The 21861-nt window shown below is 38.8% G+C and carries 21 protein-coding genes and 1 riboswitch; of the genes, 3 read left to right on the forward strand and 18 right to left on the reverse strand.

Features of this window, described 5'->3' with window-relative positions; all coding sequences use genetic code 11:
* Positions 1-4: 4 nt before the first annotated feature.
* From T479_RS14565 to rpsU, 8 genes are all read right to left on the reverse strand, one after another.
* Complete coding sequence (locus T479_RS14565; RefSeq protein WP_024363032.1) at positions 5-2125, reverse strand: HD family phosphohydrolase; 2121 nt, start codon at positions 2123-2125, stop codon at positions 5-7.
* Between the two features lie 478 nt (positions 2126-2603).
* Positions 2604-3560 carry a PhoH family protein gene (locus T479_RS14570; protein ID WP_024363033.1) on the reverse strand — a complete coding sequence of 319 codons (957 nt, stop codon included), beginning with the start codon at positions 3558-3560 and terminating at the stop codon, positions 2604-2606.
* 2 nt (positions 3561-3562) lie between these two features.
* On the reverse strand, positions 3563-4675 hold the full coding sequence (locus tag T479_RS14575; protein WP_024363034.1) for a sporulation protein YqfD: 1113 nt from the start codon (positions 4673-4675) through the stop codon (positions 3563-3565).
* A complete protein-coding gene (locus T479_RS14580; protein ID WP_024363035.1) occupies positions 4665-4925 on the reverse strand; it encodes a hypothetical protein in 261 nt (86 codons plus the stop codon). The genes T479_RS14575 and T479_RS14580 overlap by 11 nt, the downstream gene beginning before the upstream one ends.
* Before the next feature lie 54 nt (positions 4926-4979).
* Complete coding sequence (locus T479_RS14585) at positions 4980-5471, reverse strand: YqfB family membrane protein (protein WP_024363036.1); 492 nt, start codon at positions 5469-5471, stop codon at positions 4980-4982.
* A 27-nt stretch (positions 5472-5498) separates the two neighbouring features.
* Entirely contained in the window at positions 5499-6482 is a 984-nt protein-coding gene (gene floA, locus T479_RS14590; protein ID WP_370510659.1) for a flotillin-like protein FloA, read from the reverse strand.
* 25 nt (positions 6483-6507) lie between these two features.
* The gene (locus tag T479_RS14595) at positions 6508-7839 is read right to left on the reverse strand and encodes an NfeD family protein (RefSeq protein ID WP_025220029.1); all 1332 of its coding nucleotides are present in this window, start codon (positions 7837-7839) and stop codon (positions 6508-6510) included.
* A gap of 352 nt (positions 7840-8191) precedes the next feature.
* Complete coding sequence (gene rpsU, locus T479_RS14600; RefSeq protein ID WP_004227078.1) at positions 8192-8365, reverse strand: 30S ribosomal protein S21; 174 nt, start codon at positions 8363-8365, stop codon at positions 8192-8194.
* Positions 8366-8620: 255 nt separating this feature from the next.
* Positions 8621-8763: riboswitch (cyclic di-AMP (ydaO/yuaA leader) on the forward strand.
* A gap of 128 nt (positions 8764-8891) precedes the next feature.
* On the opposite strand from rpsU, the gene T479_RS14605 reads away from it, so the two are divergent.
* Together T479_RS14605 and T479_RS14610 are read left to right on the forward strand one after the other, a co-directional pair.
* Positions 8892-10229, forward strand: a complete 1338-nt coding sequence (locus T479_RS14605; protein WP_025220030.1) for a TrkH family potassium uptake protein — start codon at positions 8892-8894, stop codon at positions 10227-10229.
* Between the two features lie 25 nt (positions 10230-10254).
* Positions 10255-10911, forward strand: a complete 657-nt coding sequence (locus T479_RS14610) for a potassium channel family protein (RefSeq protein WP_024363040.1) — start codon at positions 10255-10257, stop codon at positions 10909-10911.
* Between the two features lie 182 nt (positions 10912-11093).
* Here T479_RS14610 and T479_RS14615 read toward each other — a convergent pair whose 3' ends face one another.
* From T479_RS14615 to mtaB, 5 genes are all read right to left on the reverse strand, one after another.
* Positions 11094-11663, reverse strand: coding sequence for a manganese catalase family protein (locus tag T479_RS14615; RefSeq protein WP_024363041.1), 570 nt, complete (start codon positions 11661-11663; stop codon positions 11094-11096).
* Between the two features lie 38 nt (positions 11664-11701).
* Positions 11702-11953: a spore coat protein CotJB gene (locus T479_RS14620; protein ID WP_029747265.1), complete on the reverse strand. Its 252-nt coding sequence runs from the start codon at positions 11951-11953 to the stop codon at positions 11702-11704.
* Positions 11954-11957: 4 nt separating this feature from the next.
* Positions 11958-12185, reverse strand: coding sequence for a spore coat associated protein CotJA (locus T479_RS14625; protein ID WP_024363043.1), 228 nt, complete (start codon positions 12183-12185; stop codon positions 11958-11960).
* 193 nt (positions 12186-12378) lie between these two features.
* Positions 12379-13050 (reverse strand): deoxyribose-phosphate aldolase, encoded by a 672-nt coding sequence (gene deoC, locus T479_RS14630; protein ID WP_025220031.1) that lies wholly within the window; start codon positions 13048-13050, stop codon positions 12379-12381.
* Positions 13051-13276: 226 nt separating this feature from the next.
* Positions 13277-14626: a tRNA (N(6)-L-threonylcarbamoyladenosine(37)-C(2))-methylthiotransferase MtaB gene (gene mtaB / locus T479_RS14635; protein ID WP_024363045.1), complete on the reverse strand. Its 1350-nt coding sequence runs from the start codon at positions 14624-14626 to the stop codon at positions 13277-13279.
* 407 nt (positions 14627-15033) lie between these two features.
* Here mtaB and T479_RS14640 point away from each other — a divergent pair, with 407 nt between their 5' ends.
* A complete protein-coding gene (locus T479_RS14640; RefSeq protein WP_025220032.1) occupies positions 15034-15858 on the forward strand; it encodes a methyl-accepting chemotaxis protein in 825 nt (274 codons plus the stop codon).
* A gap of 379 nt (positions 15859-16237) precedes the next feature.
* Here T479_RS14640 and T479_RS14645 read toward each other — a convergent pair whose 3' ends face one another.
* From T479_RS14645 to grpE, 5 genes are all read right to left on the reverse strand, one after another.
* A complete protein-coding gene (locus T479_RS14645; RefSeq protein ID WP_025220033.1) occupies positions 16238-16975 on the reverse strand; it encodes a 16S rRNA (uracil(1498)-N(3))-methyltransferase in 738 nt (245 codons plus the stop codon).
* Between the two features lie 75 nt (positions 16976-17050).
* Entirely contained in the window at positions 17051-17992 is a 942-nt protein-coding gene (prmA, locus tag T479_RS14650; RefSeq protein WP_024363048.1) for a 50S ribosomal protein L11 methyltransferase, read from the reverse strand.
* A gap of 21 nt (positions 17993-18013) precedes the next feature.
* Entirely contained in the window at positions 18014-19135 is a 1122-nt protein-coding gene (gene dnaJ, locus T479_RS14655; protein ID WP_024363049.1) for a molecular chaperone DnaJ, read from the reverse strand.
* Positions 19136-19362: 227 nt separating this feature from the next.
* Positions 19363-21204: a molecular chaperone DnaK gene (gene dnaK / locus T479_RS14660; RefSeq protein WP_025220034.1), complete on the reverse strand. Its 1842-nt coding sequence runs from the start codon at positions 21202-21204 to the stop codon at positions 19363-19365.
* 72 nt (positions 21205-21276) lie between these two features.
* Positions 21277-21849, reverse strand: a complete 573-nt coding sequence (gene grpE, locus T479_RS14665; protein WP_024363051.1) for a nucleotide exchange factor GrpE — start codon at positions 21847-21849, stop codon at positions 21277-21279.
* Positions 21850-21861: the final 12 nt, after the last annotated feature.

Here is a 21861-nt window from a genome sequence, read left to right on the forward strand (position 1 = left end):
CCTCCTACTTATCTGCCTTTGGATATTCAATACGGGAATGGAAAATCCCATTCAACGTCTCACAAAGTACTTGCTCTATACATTTTAACTCTTTTATCGAAATATCGCATTCATCAAACTGATGATCTTGTACACGGTCATCAATAATTGCTCGAACGAGTTTATGAATTTTCTCAGCATTTGGCTCTTTCATCGAACGAACCGCCGCTTCCACACTATCAGCAACGCTTATTACCGCGGCTTCCTTCGTTTGAGGTTTTGGTCCTGGGTAACGGAATTTTGCCTCATCTATTACTTTTCCTTCTTCCTTCGCTTTGTAAAGGAAAAATTTAAGTAGACTTGTACCATGATGTTGTAGCGCAATATCAATAATTTCTTGTGGCATTTTATAACGTCTTAGCATTTCTGCGCCATCAGTTGTATGCGCAATAATTATTTCAGCACTTGTTTCTGGAGGCATGGAATCATGCGGATTCATACCTGACATTTGATTTTCAATAAAGAAAGCTGGTCGTTTCGTTTTGCCAATATCATGATAATAACAACCGACACGTGCGAGCAATCCGTCCGCACCTATCGCTTCGCATGCCGCTTCAGCTAGATTCGCTACCATTACACTATGATGATATGTTCCCGGTGTCTCCATTAGTAGCTTTTTCAGCAATGGATGATTTGGATTGGATAGCTCAATGAGACGTAATGTGGAGAGCAAACTAAAGGCTGACTCAAAAAATGGCAATAGTCCCATCGTTAGCGCACCAGATAGTAGTGCTGATAATATCGCGGCTATAAAGTAAAACAATAGCTCAGATAAACCATAAGATGATTGTGTCATTAATAAATAAAATGCGATAAAGCCCATATTTACAACAGAAATCACGGCAACCGCCTGCATAATATGCGAGCGTTTTTCTACACTACGCATAAAGAATAGACTCGCAAAGCCACCAAATATGATATACAAAGTAATTTCCATCTGCATTACAGAAGAATATCCTTCTTGGAAAATAACCCCTGCTGAAGCAGCTGTCATGACAGTAATAAGGACTGCAGCTCGATCATCAGCGAGTAGACGTACAAGCATTGTAGCTAACGCTGTTGGGAATAAAAAGGCAATTGTCACATCAAACCCATCTGCCACTAAGCTTATAAACTTCATTAGCAGGATTGAAAAACTATACACAATAACTGTTACGAGTAATGCATTGCGCTTTTTCTGTTCTTCGATTTCCCAGCGATCAAAATAAATATACATAAATATCATTTGAATGAACGTTAAAATAATTAGCCCTGCAATCGGCTTCAGTGATGCTTTATTACTCACCATACCCAGTAGCTCTAACTGGCGATAAGCCTCATTATCAATAATCTGACCTTCTTGTACGATGATTTGACCTTGTAGAATACGTGTTGGTTCAACGGCTTCCTTTGCTTGTTCTATTCTAACTTTCGTTTGTTCCTCATTAATGGTTTCGTTTTCGATAATACTAGCACGTCCAATTGATACGACGGTACTTAAAATCCTATCAGGATAGCCACGCTGTCCACGTATTTTGGTTTCAAAATCATTTTGAGCAGCTAACACATTTTCTTTTCGAATTGATTTTTCTAGGTATTCTTGTACAAGTTTTGATAGTTGTATGCTTGTTCGCTTTAAATCGGCTTCACTTTGTTGTAATAAGCCTTCTAACTGTGCATCGGTAAAGACGACAGGCATTTGATCCACATCAATGGATTCTAATTTTTTCCGGAGCTTTGCCACTTGGTCGACAGTTGCAACAGGGTCCTTACTACTTTCGACATCCTTTTTCACTTCGAGGACATAATCAAATAAAGACGTCACGATTGCTACACGTTGCTTAGCGACGTCTTCAGAAAATTGATAGACGGGCGTAACTGCGTTAGCAGCCTTTTCTCGTTCCTGCTGTGTCTTCACGGTATCTTCGATGGTTTTCGTTGATCTTACTGTTTCTGACGCAAGTTGCAACGGTTTAAAATCATATGTAACACCCTTTACATTGCCATACATAAATGTAAATTGTAATGCTCCTGTAAGGATGAGAACGACAATCAAAAAGTAGCGGAATCCAATAAGCTCCGTAATTTTCTGAAGTTGTTTCTCCATTTGGCACCTCCCCTATCTATCTTCTATCATACCAATTCAAAAAACATTTTTCCCGAAAAATGTATAAAGAAAGCAAAAAAACAGCTATACGTATATGTATAGCCGTCACATTTAACCTTATATATGCATAATTCGCTGACTTGTCACTTCGCTTTGGTCTCAGACTTTTGCCATTGATTTCCGTTACGGATTGCTCCCTTTCCGCGGGCGTTGCTTAAGTCTCCTCCACCGCTACGCTGTGTTCAGGGTTATCGTTGTACCTGTCGCTTCGCTTTCGGTACAGACTTTTTTTATCGTTGTACCTGTCGCTTCGCTTTCGGTACAGACTTTTCTATTGTTGTACCTGTTGCTTCGCTTTCCGTACAGACTTTTCTATCGTTGTACCTGTCGCTTCGCTTTCCGTACAGACTTTTCTATCGTTGTACCTGTCGCTTCGCTTTCGGTACAGACTTTAAAATAACCGCCTTAGGCGGTTATTTTAAAGTTGTTGCTCCTCATAAGCTTGGATGATTTTTGCTACGACTGGATGGCGGACAACGTCGCCTTGCTCTAAAATTTGGAAATGTATTGGTTTGACATATTTTAACGTGCGTTCCGCAACAATCAATCCTGACTCTGTATTTTTAGGAAGGTCAATTTGCGTTTTATCGCCAGTAATAACCATTTTTGAACCAAAGCCAAGACGTGTTAAAAACATCTTCATTTGCATATGTGTTGTATTTTGCGCTTCATCTAAAATTACAAAAGCATCATCTAATGTACGTCCTCGCATATACGCTAATGGCGCGATTTCAATCGTTCCTCGCTCAATTAGACGTTGAGTTTGTTCCGAGCCATAAATATCGTTTAATGCGTCGTAGAGTGGACGTAAATACGGATCCACCTTTTCCTTTAAATCGCCTGGAAGGAAGCCCAATGACTCTCCTGCTTCTACGGCAGGACGAGTTAAAATAATACGCTTTACATGCCCATTTTTAAGCGCTTGTGTAGCCATTACTACCGCTAAATACGTTTTTCCGGTACCTGCTGGACCAATACCGAAAACAACGTCTTTGTGACGAATCGCTTGTATGTATTCTCGTTGACCAATTGTCTTAGCACGAATTGGTTTCCCTTTTGTCGTGCGTGCAATTTCTTCATCGTAAAGTTCTGCAAAATATTCAATTGTTCCTTTTTGTGTCATTTCAATTGCGGTTGCTACATCCCGTTGGTCGATATTAATGCCTTTGCGAATAACTTTTAATAATGCATGTAAAAGATATGTCGCTTGTTCTTTTGCCTCTTCTTCACCTGCAAGCTGAATTTGCTCACCGCGCGTAATAATATGAACGCGAAGTGCCTCTTCAATCAATTTCATATTCGCATCAGATATACCTAGTAACATGACCGCTTCATTTGGATTATCCACTTGTAATACAGTTAAATGTTCTGACATAATCATTCTCCTTGTGGCCCTTGTATTGGACTTGCAATGTTTTCATTGACTAAAAATAGAACTTTCCCTTCAACTGTACCATTCCCCCACTTCGCCTGTAAAAGGTTTTCTTTCTTAATAACTGTTTTTGCAGGAAGGGATTGCAACATCTTTTCATGAAGTAGTGGCATTAACAACGTGTCTATTTTAGATTCATCTAATGTAATTTCCATCGTTTTTGTTTGCTGTTCCTCCACAATGGAAACATAAGGATCTAGCCAACTTGGTAAGTCTTTCTTTTGTACATAATCAACCGCTTCTTTATGAATACCTTTCACGACTACACGCCATTGCTTTTGTTGCAAAGATTGGAGCGTTAGCTTCGTTGGTATTTTAAATGTGCATTCAAGCCAATAGTCAGCAAATACCTCTCCCTTTGCCCCAACAAAAACATGATCATCCCCACTTTCAATGACACCACTAACTAGAACGTCCCCATCATACGCTGTATCATTTACAGAAATTTTCCGCTCACCATGTTGAATATTGAAGTGTGTAATAACACCACTTTTTGTAGCGACTAAATGCGTGGCAAGTTTTTCTGTTGTCAGCTCCGTTTTCTTAGGCGATTCCTGTGGTCTTAAAATAACTCGACCACCGTGTTTTTCAATATGCACCCATGCTAAATCTCGATGCTTTTCTAACAGACTTTGCCGAATTACTGCATCTGACGGTAACACTTTTTTCGTCATAGGTGTTTCTAGCCTAAAAGTTTCTTGAAACGTTCGCTCTATTTGTTGTTGCAATTCTGGTGTAGCCGCTTCAATATCGACGCGCCAAACTACTTGCGCACATAGTAAAGGGATTAAAATCATAATAAACAAACCAAGCAATGTCCAAAGTTGAGCTCGAAAAACATGTTGTTCATCTGCATAATGAACAGTCATTTTAAGCCGATAGCGACTGCGTATACGACGAATTTTAGACAAGTACCCCATATGCGTTTCAAATGTCACTTCTTGCTCCCGAAAGACGACACGCTTTAATGGTATGTGTTGCGCATGCAATGCTTGAATAAAAGGATGAACATTTTCATGACGCTTTATACGTATGATAATCGGTCGATTATTCCACATGATTGCTCACACCCAAATCTTTAGTCATTTTCACATGTAATTCTTGCAAATCCTCTACTGAAAGATGAAGCATTTCTTCTTTAATTGCATTTATAGCAACGGATTTTCCACGCACAATAATATGATAATCTGCATAAATAAACGAGCACGATGTAGCGTCCGCATGTAAAAAGCGATATGGACCGATAATTTTTAATGTTTCATACTGTGTTAATTCAAGTAGTGGCGTTAATTGAAATAATTTTTTCATAAAAAATGCCTCCTTCTTCGGCAATATATGCGCCAAAAAAGGAGGACATGCTAGTTATTTTCGTTTTGCTTTTGGTGGACCTAAAATTTCAGCCATTACCACTGCTTGCACAATTGCCTTTTGAGAATTTGGTAGTTGAAATCCATTATTGGATGCTGCAACTGTTCTTTCTTTTTTCCCTGCAGCTAAACGACCAAGGCTAGGTCGTTCAATTTTACGACTAGAAGGTTCAGTCGGCGTTAACGGCGGTGCTACATAGCTAGGAATGTGTTCCTTCACACTTTCCTCTCTTGGTTCCACTCGTTTTTCCGGCATGTCTGTCGTCATTTCCGCTTTCATTTCCCCTAAAAACTCTCGTGCAAAATCCTCAAAGCTCTGCCTTTTAGTCGTTGGCTGATGTTGCATCGGCTCATCTACTTCCATATGAGTGGAAGGTTGAGCCGATTTATTGAAAGGGGGCATTGGCTTTTGTTCTTTTGGGTTTTTTAATTTTCCGAAAAGCGAGCTGACTATGGCAATAATTGCAATAATAATGAGTTGTTCCATTTGTTAGCACTCGCTCCTTTCCGTATGTTATACGTTCGGTTCATTTGGTTCTGATTTATCTAGGCTTACTTTAGAAATAGAATCACGCATAGCTGTATCCGCTTGAATGTTACGATAATTCATGTAATCCATAATACCAAGATTACCAGAGCGTAAAGCTTCTGCCATCGCTTGCGGAACTTCTGCTTCTGCCTCCACTACTTTCGCTTTCATTTCTTGAACGCGGGCAATCATTTCTTGCTCATTTGCTACCGCCATCGCCCGGCGTTCTTCAGCTTTCGCTTGGGCGATGTTTTTATCCGCCTGCGCTTGTTCAATCTGTAATTCCGCACCGATATTTTTACCGATATCAACATCCGCAATATCAATCGATAAGATTTCAAATGCTGTTCCCGAGTCTAAGCCTTTAGATAACACGGTTTGCGAAATCATATCCGGATTTTCAAGGACTGTTGTATGGCTTGTTGCACTACCGATTGTAGAAACGATCCCTTCACCTACACGGGCAATAACTGTTTCTTCCCCTGCACCACCGACTAAACGTTCGATGTTAGCACGCACAGTAATACGTGCTTTCGCTTTTACTTCAATCCCGTTCATTGCAACACCTGCAATAAATGGTGTTTCAATTACTTTTGGGTTAACCGACATTTGTACCGCTTCTAATACATCACGACCCGCAAGATCAATCGCAGCACAACGTTCAAATGTTAGTTCAATATTCGCACGGTGAGCAGCAATTAGTGCATTTACGACACGATCTACATTACCACCTGCTAAATAGTGACTTTCTAACTGATTAATAGTTACTGGTAAGCCAGCTTTATGGGCTTTAATTAACGGATTGACGATACGCGATGGAATGACACGACGTAAGCGCATTCCGATTAATGTGAAAATACTAACGCGGACACCTGCTGCAAGAGCTGAAATCCACAGCGCCACTGGTACAAAAGTAAAGAATACAGCGACTACAATAAATAATAAGACTAGCCCGACAATTGGACCCATTAGAGCTAAATCAAATCCCATGTTGTTATTCCTCCATCTCTTTTTCTGTTTGTCTCACGACAATGCGTGAGCCTTCAACTTTAATTACTTCTACATTTTTGCCTACATCAACGTAGCCACCTTCTGATACTACATCAATACGCTCATTAACAAAACGAATTGTACCTGCGGGACGAAGCGGTGTAATTGTTACCCCCACTTTTCCTAACAACTCTGTGCGATTAACGTTAGACACATAGCCTTCTTCCGTCGTTGTTGCATCCATCAACACTAACTTGTTTAAAACATGCATTTTTTTACCGAAAAATTTCATCAGGACCACCATTCCTATTATGGCTACTACAAGTGCAATAACGATCGCTATAATCATTTGTGTTATATTCGCACCTGCTAGCAGCAAGCTAAGTATTATAAGCACACCACCTAAAATACCAACAATGCCTCCGGGGACAAAAAATTCTGCGATAACGAGGGCTAGCCCTGCGATGAAAAGTAACAATGTTTCATATCCTGCAAAGCCTGCCACCATATGACCGAAGAAAAATAATCCGAGAGCTGACAACCCCATTATACCCGGAACGCCAAATCCAGGCGAATAGAGCTCCATAACAAGCCCTAAACTAGCAACGGACAACAAAATAGGTATAATTAGCGGGTTCGTAATAAAACGAGCAATTTTTTCAGCGAATGTTGGCTCAATCGGTACAATATCACTACCTTTTAGCCCCGTTACCGCCAAAAGCTCTTGAAAGTTAGCAACCGTTCCTTCAGAATAGCCGACCTTTTTTGCTTCTGCAGCAGATAATGTCAATAAATTATCTCCCCCAGCACGATATTCTGGCAAATTAATCTTTGGATCAGCCATTGCTAATGCATATTTCGGGTCACGTTCAGATGTTTCGGCTGCTGCCTGCATTTGTGCTAACCACGCACTATGCGCCTTATTGTCCGCTGCATTCCCCACTGAATCGATGACAGCCGCTGCGCCAATTGTTCCATTTGGTACCATATATATTTCATCTGCATGTAAGGCTAAAAAAGCACCAGCGGAATGCGCATCTTTGTTAATAAAAGCAATTGTACGAATTTCTGTGGCATCCATAAGCATGGCGATGTCACTAGCTGCATTGACGAATCCACCCGGCGTATGTATCTCCAGTACAATCGCTTCTGCATAATTTTCTTCTGCCTCTTTAAAAGCTCGTTCCAAAAATGCGTGAAGTCCACGTTCTACTTCATCATGAATCGGTACGTGGTAAACCTTGCTACTCGCGAAAGCTGTAGTCAATGGAAACGCTACCAAAACTGTCATCCAAATGATGATGATATAGTTTAGTATTCTCCTTTTTTGTCGCATCTTTTTCCCTCCCTTCTAACATGCTTCTCTACTGTATATACGAGAGACTTTGTAATAAGTTTCACAAAATATTGTTTATTTTTATTATACAGTGAAATTTTAATGAAAGGTTGTTTTTTATCTTCGGTTGGATGGATTTAATAGTTGTGTTGATAATGGATATGAAAAAACCGAATGAAATCTTGAGTGACTTCATTCGGCCTTTTTTTCGAATATGTACCGCAAAATGGAGCATCATGCAAAATACCCAGAATTAATCGCTAGTGCAATTAATTCCAGGTATATCATTGTCTGCTCAGTGAATCATACAATTGCGTGTTTTGAACGTAGGGATTTTTAATGGGAAATTAAATTACCACTTACGTTTACGTGCAGCTTCTGATTTCTTTTTACGTTTTACGCTAGGTTTTTCGTAGAACTCGCGCTTTCTAACTTCTTGAATTGTACCACTTTTTGATACAGTACGTTTGAAGCGGCGAAGAGCATCTTCAAGCGATTCGTTTTTGCGAACGACAGTTTTTGACATCTCTCTTTCCCTCCCTCCGAACACACGTCAATACACAATCGAATTAGGCTAATAACTAACTGTTGTGTACTAAAAAATTATACCGTATTGTCTTTTAACGGTCAATAGAAAGTATTCGAAATAGTTCAGAGAATTTTTTACACCCACTTTGTCCGAATTTTATAGCGCTTTAACGTGAACAATAAGGTGAAGAAATTTTATTTTAAATAAGGGCTTTACAAAAAATATTAGTTGGGCGTAAAATAATCCCATTCAATTTCATAACAGCCAAATCTCAAATTTTTTGTGAGTACGGAGGACCCAATATTTTGGGGTTAATTCTGCATATGTAGAAGGGATGAGTTCTCTTTCGCCATCCTACCCGTCAGCTAACTTCGTCGGCTAAAGCGAAGGAGGTCATAAAGACCACCATTCATTAGTTTTTTTGTGATGCCCAATCCAACATTCTAACCATGAGGGTCTTTTTCTTATGCCCAAATATGGATATGAAAGGCTCACATGTTTTGTAAACAGTTAGGAGACATCGATGAAAAAATTGATACATTATTTAAGTCCACCAAAAATTCTTGTACTTGGTTTTGCCATTATTATTTTTATTGGGGCATGTTTGCTCACTTTGCCGATTGCTACAGAGGATGGAAATGGCCTACCTTTTTTAAATGCCTTGTTTACTGCTACTTCCGCCACATGTGTAACAGGTTTAATTGTAGTTGATACAGGAGACACCTTTACAATGTTTGGTGAAATCGTTATTCTGGCTCTTATTCAAATCGGGGGCTTAGGATTTATGACTTTTGCAACATTATTATTTTTGTTGTTAGGGAAAAAAATCTCTTTAAAAGAAAGGCTATTGTTAAAAGAAGCCTTTAATAATATTTCGATGGCTGGTCTTGTGAAATTGGTGAAAAGAATTTTGTTATTTACAGCACTGATTGAACTAATTGGAGGGCTTATCTTATCGATTCGATTTTCATTTGATATGCCGATTGGCAAAGCCATTTACTTTGGTTTTTTCCACTCGATCTCGAACTTTAATAATGCTGGCTTTGACTTAATGGGAGGGTTTCAAGGTTTAACAGCGTATGTAGCTGATCCATTTGTTGTGTTAACCATTTGTGCGCTGATTACAATTGGTGGTTTAGGGTTTATCGTTATGAATGAGTTATATGAATATCGTGAAACAAAGCGTCTTTCGGTCCATTCTAAAATTGTATTATCAGCCACAGTTATTTTAACAGTGGGTTCTACCCTTTTAATATTTTTATTTGAATATACCAATAGTAAAACAATTGGTGATTTAACGGGAATGGGTAAAATTTTAGGCTCTTTCTATCAGGCTGTTACACCAAGGACTGCTGGATCGAATACTTTACCTATCGGAGATTTGACTCACTCTACATTGTTTTTAACTATTTTATTGATGTTTATCGGAGCAGGGTCTGGTTCTACCGCTGGTGGGATTAAAATAACAACGTTTGCCGTTTTAGCTGCTACGCTTTGGGCGCAAATTAGAGGGAAGGAAGATGTTGTTTTATTTCGTCGTAGAATTGTGATTGAAACCATTTTAAAGGCATTAACCGTGGCAATGTGCGGGATGGTCATTGTGGTGTTTGTCACCATCTTTCTTAGCATTACCGAACAAAAACATAGTTTTATGATGTATTTGTTTGAGGCTACATCTGCCTTTGGTACTGTTGGACTTTCCATGGGGCTAACTCCTGAATTGACGCCTGCTGGTCGTATACTCATTATTTTAACAATGTTTGCTGGTAGACTTGGTCCTCTAACGATTGCTTTTGCTATTACAAAACGACGAAAGCCAGAAGCTTTCCATCATCCAAAAGGAAATATAATGATCGGTTAATTAAATTCAAGAGGAGCTAACGACTATGACCATCAATCAATATGCCATCATCGGCTTAGGTAGATTCGGAGTAAGTGTTGCTAGAAGATTACATGAAGCTGGCCAACAGGTGCTTGGAATCGATATTAACGAGGAGCGGGTTGAAGATGCCGAGCTTTATGTAACACATGCAGTCGTTGCGGATACGACTGAAGAGAAGGCGCTAACCTCCATTGGAATAGGAAATTTCGACTGTGTCATTGTTGCTATAGGTAACGATATGCAATCCAGTATTTTAACTGTTTCATTGCTAAAAGAACTTGGCATAAAAAAAATTATTGCTAAAGCGCTTGGGAAAAGACATGGGCAAGTATTAGATAAAGTAGGCGCAGATTGGATTATTTATCCTGAACGCGATATGGGTGAGCGAGTAGCAAATCAGTTGCTCTCCCCTAATATGTTAAATTATATTGAGTTATCGAAAGACTATAGTATAGAAGAAATAATGATTCCTCCCAAAATGGCTAATAAAAATTTACGCGATTTAGATCTACGTGCTAAATACAATGTCAGTGTTATTGCCATTGTAAGAGGAGTAGATATCATTATCTCTCCATCTCCAGAACAATTAATTGAACAAGAAGATATTTTAGTCATGATTGGTCATCGTAAAGATATTGCGCAATTTTCCAATATTGAATAGGCTAATTAGCAAAATGAGAAAAAGTGTTAGATTGACTACCAATAATCTAACACTTTATTGCTTTACCGTTGATTTTCACTACGGTGTTGTTATCCATAAACGTTTGCCTTATCAGCTAAGTTTTATCTCATCTACGTTTTGTTACAGAAGCAAACCTGTACGAATATCCCTTATGTCGTATTTTAAAAAATTTTCTTTGTGTTACCATCTTCTTTTAATAGTTCGACCGCTTCTCTAAAGCGTTGGGAATGGATGATTTCTCTTTCTCTTAGGAAAATTAAACTATCATTCAAATCAGGGTCATCGGATAAGTCGATAATCCATTGGTATGTGGCACGTGCCTTTTCTTCTGCAGCAATATCTTCATAAAGGTCAGCAATGGGATCCCCCTTTGCCTGAATGTAGCTTGCGGTAAATGGCACACCGGCTGCATTTTGATAAAACAAAGCTTTATCATGATTCACATAATAATCACCAATTCCCGCTTCTTTTAACTGCTGTGGCGTGGCGTCCTTCGTTAATTTATAAATCATCGTCGCAATCATTTCGAGATGTGAAAACTCTTCCGTCGCTATATCCGTCAGCAAACCAACTACTTTATCAGGTAAAGTGTAACGCTGATTCATATACCGAAGTGCTGCAGCCAGCTCCCCATCAGCACCCCCGTACTGCTCTATTAAAAATTTCGCAAGCATCGGGTTACATGTACTAACTTTCACTGGATATTGGAGCTTTTTTTCATAATACCACAAACATCTTTCCCCCTAATCCAAACATTTTTCATAAGATGTTACACTTGCCAAGGCCATGGCGTGTCGACCCAATTAAACGGATAATTCGAATAGCTTCTTCCAAAGTTCATGAGTGGTCCATATTTTTGCTCAAAATCAATTTTTAAGCGCATACTTTTTTCAGCATTTTCATTAAATTGTGTGATCGCTGTATAATCGTGAGGATGTGTATCTAAATAAAGATTTAATTCAACTAAAACAAAATCGATGGCCTGAATTTCCTCGAGAAGCTCATAAAATTCTGGTGGCATTTTTTTACTCACCTTTCATCTCACCTCTCTCAGGATTCGGATATGGACTAAAAAATTGAGGCCATAAAGTGCCAAATTTCAGCGCTTCCTTGGCAGTTTGAAATTGTGGTAGTCCAGGTGGTTGAAAGCCTATATACAATTGCGGAGGTGTTGAATAACTTTTGACTTCAATCGGTTTACAAGGGTCGAATGGACTGATATAAGGCCGCCAATATTTAAATTGCGTAAACATAAAATCCTCCTTTCAAAACGCATTTACGTCATTCGAGTATATGAGAAAGAAAAATTAATTATTCTATAGACAAGTTAGCGTAATATAGATGGTTGATTGGAAGTACGGTCTTTAGTGGTAATTAAAAAAATAGTGTACCGGAGAAATCCCCCATACACTATTTTCTAAAGACCGCTATTAAATGATGTGAACATTAATAATTAGAATCTGCAATTAAGCCTTTCACAATCGCTACACCAGAGCTTGCCCCAATTCGGGTAGCACCTGCTTCGACCATTTTTTGCATATCTTCTAAACTGCGAACGCCACCAGAAGCTTTTACACCTAGCTCTGGACCAACTGTTTTGCGCATCAAGGCAATGTCCTCTGCTGTTGCTCCACCTGTAGAAAAACCTGTTGACGTTTTGACGAAATCTGCTCCGGCAGCCACTGAAAGTTCACATGCCTTTACTTTCTCTTCTTCGGTTAGTAGGCATGTTTCGATAATCACTTTAACAATCGCACTGCCTTTAGCCGCTTCTACCACTGCAGCAATATCTGATTGCACTAATTCAAAGTTTTGGTCTTTTAATGCCCCAATATTAATAACCATGTCCACTTCTTGTGCACCGTTAGCAATTGCATCTTTTGCCTCAAATACTTTTACAGCGGTTGTATTAGCACCTAACGGAAAACCAATAACTGTACAAACTAAAACATTTGAATTTTGTAATAGCTCGCTGCAATATTTTACCCAAGTTGGATTTACGCAAACTGATGCAAAGCCAAATTCTTTAGCCTCAGCACATAACTTTTCAATTTGCTCTTTCGTTGCCTCCGCCTTTAATAACGTGTGATCAATCATACTTGCATAATTTGTTTTCATTTAACAAGCGCTCCTTCTAACTTAAGTTGTCCGTACCTCTTTGGAATGATAACATGTTTTCACGTTTCCGTCTAATAATCGTTACACGAGAGCCAGTCTAGCCAATAAAAATATGTGCTCAAACACTAATTTTATAAATTATTAAATTTTATCATGCCCATACAAGCTTATTATTATGAAGTAAAAAGGATTGTCCATCTTCAACAGATAGACAATCCTTTATCAATTATTTTACCGTTTCTAGTAAACGTACAAACTGCCCTTTAGAATGTGGATAGCCTGCTTGTGTAATTTTGACTTTTACAAGTTGACCAATAAGGTTTTCAGGTCCTTCAAATACTACTTTTAAATAGTTATCAGTATAACCTGTTAATAAACCTTCTTCATCACTACCATCATGAACAAATTCCTCTGGGATTACTTCTAACACATCATTTTCAAAACGACAAGCATATTCCTTTGCTAGTTGGTCGTTTAAAGCGATTAAACGATGCACGCGCTCATTTTTAATGTCCTCATCCACTTGGTCTTCCATACGTGCTGCCGGCGTGCCTGTACGAGGTGAGAATGGGAAAACATGTAATTCAGAAAACTTATGGTCACGAATAAAGTTGTAGGTTTCCATAAATTCTTCTTCTGTCTCCCCTGGGAAACCAACAATTACATCGGAAGTAACAGCTAAATCTGGTAAAGCTTCATGTAATTTTGTTAAGCGCTCACCGAAAAATGCCATCGTATATTTTCGACGCATACGTTTTAAAACCGTATCCGAACCAGATTGAATTGGAATGTGTAAATGATTGACAACGATTTTTGAGTCACGTAAAACCTCAATGACTTCATCTGTTAGTTGGCTTGCTTCAATAGAAGAAATACGTAAACGTTTCAATCCTTTTACATTCGCTTCTAAATCACGTAACAACTGTGCAAGGTTATAGTCTTTTAAGTCTTGACCATAGCCCCCTGTATGAATACCTGTTAGCACAATTTCAAGATAACCGGCATCTACTAACTGTTGGGCTTGTTTGACAACTTCTTGTGGATCACGAGAGCGCATTAAACCACGCGCCCAAGGAATAATACAAAATGTACAGAAGTTATTGCAACCCTCTTGGATTTTTAACGATGCACGTGTTCGGTCTGTAAATGCCGGTACATCTAACTCTTCATATACACGGTTTTTCATAATGTTGCGTACAGCATTAATCGGTTGACGCTCATTACGATATTGTTCAATATAGCCTAGTAATTTTGTACGGTCCTGTGTCCCTACCACAATATCAACACCAGGAATAGCCATAATTTCTGCTGGCGATGTTTGCGCATAACAGCCTGTTACACAAATAACAGCATCCGGATTTTGACGGACAGCTCTGCGAATAACTTGACGTGATTTTTTATCACCCGTATTTGTTACTGTACATGTATTAATCACATAAACGTCCGCTTTATGATCAAACTCCGTACGTTCATAGCCTTCTTCTTTAAACAGTTGCCAAATAGCTTCTGTTTCATAATGATTTACTTTACAACCTAGCGTATATAGAGATACGGTTTTTGGAGGCGCGTAACTCATAATTAATTTCATCCTTTCAACATCACATAACATTGTGTTTCGTATTTATAAGTATTTTTTGTGTTCTTATTTTAGATACGAGAACTATAATAACACAAACCTTTTAAAATCAGTACTTATTAGATTTTTTTATAAAATAACTAAGCATAACAAATAGCTACTGCCGAACTTTAACACGCTCTGCTATCAATTATCTCAATATAATATCACCTTTGAAAACGAAACCTTCTATCAGTAATTGCCATCCTTTTTTATCATTTAATTGTTTTTTATTGTCATATTATAAAATACATTTCTTTTTTCCAATATAGCAACAAAGCTGGTGAAATGATATACTTTCAATGTAATTGTATGATTACATAACTAATAGTGCCCTTAAACGGTTTACAAAAAACGGAGGAATTAGTATGAACATTCTTGAAGCATTATCTCTTTCAGTACCCTATATTCACTTAGCATTAAAAGAAGAAGCAATAGTAGCGGTTATTGATAAAGAAACTGAAACTGTTGTAAAATGTTTAGCTGGTAAACGCATCGATGTAGGTTATCAAGACGGGCACAAAGTAAACGCTAACGATGAGAATATTTACACTGCTTTAAAAGGGCAAAATTCAGATATCATTATCCCAGAAGACGTTTACGGAATTTTCATTTATGCATTTGCTTTTCCAATTCGTGAACATGGTAAAGTTGTGGGAGCACTTGCTTTTGGTTTACCAATCGACAACAAACTTAAACTTGAAGAATATATGAATAAAATGGAAGCTATTATTAACAGTTTACAAGATAAAGTACATAACGTAGCTTCTCATTCTGAGGAGCTAGCAGCCACTAGTGACGAAATTAACACGCAAGCACAGCACGCACTAGATGATGCTAAAAAAACACACGAAGTAACAAATTTAATAAAAAGCATCTCGCGTCAAACAAATTTACTTGGCTTAAATGCATCGATTGAAGCAGCTCGTGCTGGTCAACATGGCGCTGGTTTTAATATTGTGGCACAAGAAGTAAGAAAACTTTCTTCTGAAACATCGAACGCGACAGAAAGTATTGAAACGTCATTACGAAATATTAATAGTAGCCTTGAAAATCTGAAACAAAACATGGGGCAAATTAATGGTGCAACAAATGAACAGGCTCAACTAGTTCAAGATTTCAGCGAAATTATTGGTGAATTAACAGTATTAAGTAGCAAGATGAAAGTTTTTATGCAAGAAGCCTTAAAATAAATAAACTGCTCTAACAGGCAACTTTCAAGCACTGTAATCGCTCCAATTGTTAGATAAAGCTAACAATTGGGCTTTTTTATTCCTGTAATCCTTTGACATTAACCAATCTATTTTTTCAAAAATTTTCTCCCCTTCTCAGCACTACTTTAAAATTTGCTTCTACGGTAAATTCGCTCGATTGCATCATGCTTTTCTTATCTAGCAGTAATTCCCTACAACCATTGGACGGCAATCGCACTAAAAAACTGCCACCTGCATGTGCAGACAGCAGCTTTCTTAAAACGCGCTTTACAAAGGGATATACACACTGGTAAAATGCTTTACTCCGTGACAGTTCCACTTGCAAAAAATAGCAATACCACAAGGCTAAACCGCAGTTTTATTCAAATTCATACGATATTGCAGATAATGCATAAAGAGGCGCCGTTTCTGCTCGTAAAATTCTTGGTCCTAGAGACATTGTTTGGGCACCTGCTTGCATTAACATTTCAGCTTCCTTACGCGCAATCCCACCTTCTGGTCCAAAGACGATAAGGATGGATTTTGCTTGCTTGTCAACCATGGTTTTTAGCTTATCCGCAAACCTTGTTCGTTTTTCGGCTTTGGCATCCTCTTCATCTGCAATAAAAACCGCATCGAAGTCTCCTATTTGTGACACAAGCTGCTTAAAGTGAATCGGTTCATAGATTTTGGGAATATGTGTGCGATGTGATTGTTCCGCTGCCTCTTTTGCAATTTTTTGCAAGCGCTCTTGTTTTTTCGCACCCTTTTTCACATCCCATTTCACAATGGAACGTTCCGCTTCAAATGGTAATAAAGCATACATGCCTAGCTCCGTTGCCTTTTGCGTGATAAGCTCTAGTTTATCGCCTTTAGGTAACCCACACGCCACTGTTACACGCACTGGTAGTTCAGGGGATGGAATGGTTTGTCCCGTCGCTTGCACTAAGACATCCTCATCTTCAAAGGCCGTAATCGTACAAATATAAGCTGTGTCTTGTGCCACAACGATGATTTCAGCACCTTCTTTCATCCGCATAACACGCATAATATGACGGGCATCTTCACCTGTAATGCGCGCTTCATGAATGGCCGTCTCAATAAAATAGCGTTGCATACTGCTCACTCCTCTCAATAGAAGAAGCGCCAAATCGTCAGCACTCGGCTCACAATTTGCGCTTCCTCGGTTCATTTATAGTGGACGACGGGCGATAATTGCTACCCAATCTTCCATTAATAATACTTCTTCAATAACAAAGCCAGAAGCTTCTAGTGCTGCTTTTACATCATCTCGTTTCGCTCCGATGATGCCTGAAGTGACGTATAATCCACCCGGTTTGACAATCGTAAATGCATCGTCAGTAAAGGACATTATGATTTCCGCTAAAATATTGGCAACAACAACATCTGCTGGCTCCTTGACAGTATCCAATAGGTTACCATGGAAAACTTGCACTGTATCGCTTACTTTGTTCAACGCAACATTTTCTTTAGCAGAACGTACAGCAACTTCGTCTAAATCAAGGGCATGCACACTTTTTGCACCTAGCATTGCAGCACCAATGGACAGAACCCCTGAACCTGTGCCAATGTCAACAACCGTGTCGCCTTCTTTCACGACCTTTTCCAGCCCTTGTAAGCACATTACTGTCGTTGGATGTGTTCCTGTTCCAAATGCCATGCCAGGATCTAACTCAATGATTAACTCATCCGTTGAAACGGGTGAATAGTCTTCCCATGTCGGTACAATTGTAAAGCGTTCCGAAATTTTAACAGGGTGATAATATTGCTTCCACGCTGTTGCCCAATCTTCCTCGTTCACTTCTACAATCGAAACAACATTTTCGCCAATATCAATGTTAAATTTCGTTAAATTTGTAATGGCCGCCTTAATCTCTTCGACTGTTTCATTTAAAAAGCTAGACTCTGATAAGTAAGCTTTAACGATGACTCCCTCTTTTGGAAAATCATCTTCATTTAGCGCATAAATTTCTCCATACTGATCTTCCCGTGGCTTCGCATATTCAGCTGAATCTTCAATAACAACACCGCTAGCCCCTGCTTCATGCAAAATGTTTGAAATTGCTTCCACCGCTTCATTTTTTGTATGAATGGATAATTCTGACCACTTCACGTAGCTCTTCAGCTCCTCTAATTATTCACCTTGGAATTTTTTCTTGATTTTATCAAATAGTGAGCTTCCTTGTTCTTCTGGAATATCACCACTGATTTCTGCAAATTCACGTAGTAATTGTTTTTGTTTCTCTGTTAGTTTTTCTGGTGTGACAACTTTAACTGTGACATATTGGTTACCTGTTCCATACCCATGCACATTTTTAACGCCTTTATCTTTCAAGCGGAATTGAGCACCTGATTGTGTGCCTGCAGGAATACGTAATTTTACTTTTCCATGCACAGTTGGTACCTCAATTTCATCACCTAGTGCTGCTTGAGGGAATGTTAATTTTAATTCGTAGTAGATATCATCTCCATCACGTTCAAATTCATTGTGCCCTTGAACACGGAACATAATGTATAGGTCACCAGCTGGACCGCCATTAATACCTGGTTCACCCTGACCCGACACACGAATTTGTTGACCGTCATCTACACCTGCTGGAATAGACACTTTGATTGTTTTACGTTTTTGAATTTTCCCTTCTCCACGACAAGTTGAACATTTTTCTTTAATGATTTTACCTGTTCCTTGACATGTTGAACAAGTACGACGATTCATCATGCGACCAAAAGGTGTATCGACTGCTTGGTTAATTTGCCCAGCACCTTTACATGTCGAACATGTTTCTGGTGATGTCCCTGGTTTTGCTCCAGAGCCATGACAAGTATCACATGTTTCATCTTTTGGAATCTCGATTTCTGTTTCTTTCCCGAAAATCGCTTCCTCAAATTTAATATTCATGCGATATTGCAAATCATCACCTTTGCGCGGTGCATTCGGATCTTGACGTCGTCCACCGCCACCAAAGAATGAACTGAAAATATCCTCGAAGCCGCCAAAGCCGCCGCCTCCGAAGCCACCGCCGCCAAAGCCTGCGTTAGGATCTTCGTGGCCAAATTGGTCATAGCGCGCTTTTTTCTGATCGTCACTTAGAACTTCGTAAGCCTCAGCAATTTCTTTGAATTTTTCATCTGCACCTGGCTCTTTATTTAAGTCAGGATGGTATTGCTTTGATAATTTACGATATGCTTTTTTAATATCATCTTTAGAAGCCGATTTCGTTAAACCAAGCACCTCGTAGTAATCGCGTTTCTCCATGATTCACACTCCGCTCTTTTTGCATAAAATCTATTGTAACATGCAGTTTAAAAAACTGCTTTAATTTTCGCCATAATTTTCTCATTACTATCATTGTATCTATGATATCTCTAGCATTATAGAAATGTCACTGACATGCCCATTCTTTTTTCTATAAAGAATAGAAAGAGAAAAGCCAAAGCCGCAAGCGGTCTTTGGCTTCTTCACTTTACTGTGCTGTTGATATCTTATTTATCGTCTTTTACTTCTTCAAAGTCAGCATCAACGATACCATCGTCTTTTTTGTCAGTTCCAGCCTCTGGACCTGCTTCGCCACCTTGAGCCGCTTGAGCCGCTGCTGCAGCTTGTTCGTAAACTTTCATTACTAGAGGCTGTAATACGCCTTCTAATTTTTCTTTCGCTGATTTAATACCTTCTAATTCACCAGCTTCAAGCGCTTTTTTAAGCTCATCACGAGCATCTTCTACAGATTTTTTCTCATCTTCTGTAATTTGCTCACCTAAATCAGCAATTGTTTTGTCAACTTGGAACACTAATTGGTCTGCTTCGTTGCGAAGATCAGCTTCTTCTTTACGTTTTGCATCCGCTTCTGCATTTGCTTCAGCATCTTTTACCATGCGTTCGATTTCTTCATCTGATAAACCAGAATCAGATTGGATAACGATTGTTTGTTCTTTATTTGTACCTAAATCTTTCGCTTTAACAGACACGATACCATTTTTGTCAATATCAAATGTTACTTCGATTTGTGGAATACCACGTGGAGCTGGTGGGATATCCGCTAATTGGAAGCGACCTAATGTTTTGTTATCCGCTGCCATTGAACGCTCACCTTGCAATACGTGAATATCTACTGCTGGTTGGTTATCTGCTGCAGTTGAGAATACTTGTGATTTAGATGTTGGAATTGTTGTGTTACGATCAATTAATTTTGTGAACACGCCACCCATTGTTTCAATACCTAAAGAAAGTGGTGTTACATCAAGAAGTACTACGTCTTTCACATCACCTGTTAATACGCCACCTTGAACTGCAGCACCCATTGCTACTACTTCATCAGGGTTTACACCACGGTGAGGCTCTTTACCAGTTTCTTTACGTACAGCTTCTTGTACGGCAGGAATACGAGTAGAACCACCAACTAAAATTACTTGGTCAATTTCTGAAGTAGATAGACCTGCATCAGATAATGCTTGACGTACTGGACCTACTGTACGATTTACTAATGGTAATGTAATCTCATCGAATTTCGCACGAGTTAAAGAGATTTCTAAGTGTAATGGACCTGCTTCACCAGCCGTAATGAATGGTAATGAAATTTGTGTAGACGTTACACCTGATAAATCTTTTTTCGCTTTTTCAGCAGCGTCTTTTAGACGTTGCATAGCCATTTTGTCTTTAGAAAGGTCAATGCCATTTTCTTTTTTAAATTCGGCAACTAGATATTCGATTACTGCGTCATCGAAATCGTCCCCACCAAGTTTGTTATCACCAGCTGTAGCTAATACTTCGAATACACCGTCACCTAATTCAAGGATTGATACGTCGAATGTACCACCACCAAGGTCAAATACTAATACTTTTTGGTCTACATCTTGTTTATCTAAACCGTAAGCAAGTGCAGCAGCTGTTGGCTCATTAATGATACGTTCTACTTCTAGACCAGCAATTTTACCAGCGTCTTTTGTAGCTTGACGTTGTGCATCGTTAAAGTAAGCAGGTACAGTAATAACTGCTTTCGTTACTTTTTCACCTAAGTAATCTTCTGCATAGCCTTTTAAGTATTGAAGAATCATTGCTGAAACTTCTTGTGGTGTATATTCTTTATCCTCCACTTTTACTTTTTCAGCTGTACCCATTTTAGATTTAATTGAAATAATCGTATTTGGATTTGTTACTGATTGGCGTTTTGCTACTTCCCCAACTTGTTTTTCACCATTTTTGAATGCTACTACAGATGGAGTCGTACGGTTTCCTTCTGGGTTTGGAATAACTTTTGGCTCTCCGCCTTCAAGTACAGATACACAAGAGTTTGTTGTTCCTAAGTCAATACCGATAATTTTGCTCATAGTAAAATTTCCTCCTATTATTAAAACGCAAATGCGTTAATTAACTAATTGTTTTTTCAAATAGTACGATGACTATTCGTTTACAGATACCATAGTTGGGCGTAATACGCGATCTTTTAAAATATACCCTTTTTGAAGCTCACGTAATACAACACCTTGTTCTTTTTCACTATCTTGTTCTTGCATAACAGCTTGGTGAACATTTGGATCAAATTGCTCTCCTTCAGCTTTTATCACTTGTAAGCCCTCTTTTTCAGTTGCTTCTACTAGTGATCGGTAGACCATTTCAATACCTTTTACAATTGAGACTGCTTCTTCAGAAGTTGGCTCTATTTGTAAAGCACGTTCGAAATTATCTAATACCGGCAATAAATCCGATAACAGACTTTGTGCACGATATTTTTCAGCCGCCTCACGATCAAGTTGTGTACGGCGACGTAAATTGTCAAAGTCAGCACGCAGGCGTAGATGGCGATTTTCCTCATCATCTAGCTTTGCTTGTAATTCTGCTAGTTTCGCTTCATACTGCTCTTCAATCGTTAGTTCTTTCACTTCTTCTGGCGTTTCTGTTTGTTCTACAGTTGCCTCATTTTCAGCTTGTACATTTTCTTGTACAAGGTCTTTGTTTTCTGTTGTTTCAGTCACTTAAATCCTCCT

This window comes from Lysinibacillus sphaericus, from assembly GCF_000600105.1.
Lineage (GTDB): Bacteria > Bacillota > Bacilli > Bacillales_A > Planococcaceae > Lysinibacillus > Lysinibacillus sphaericus.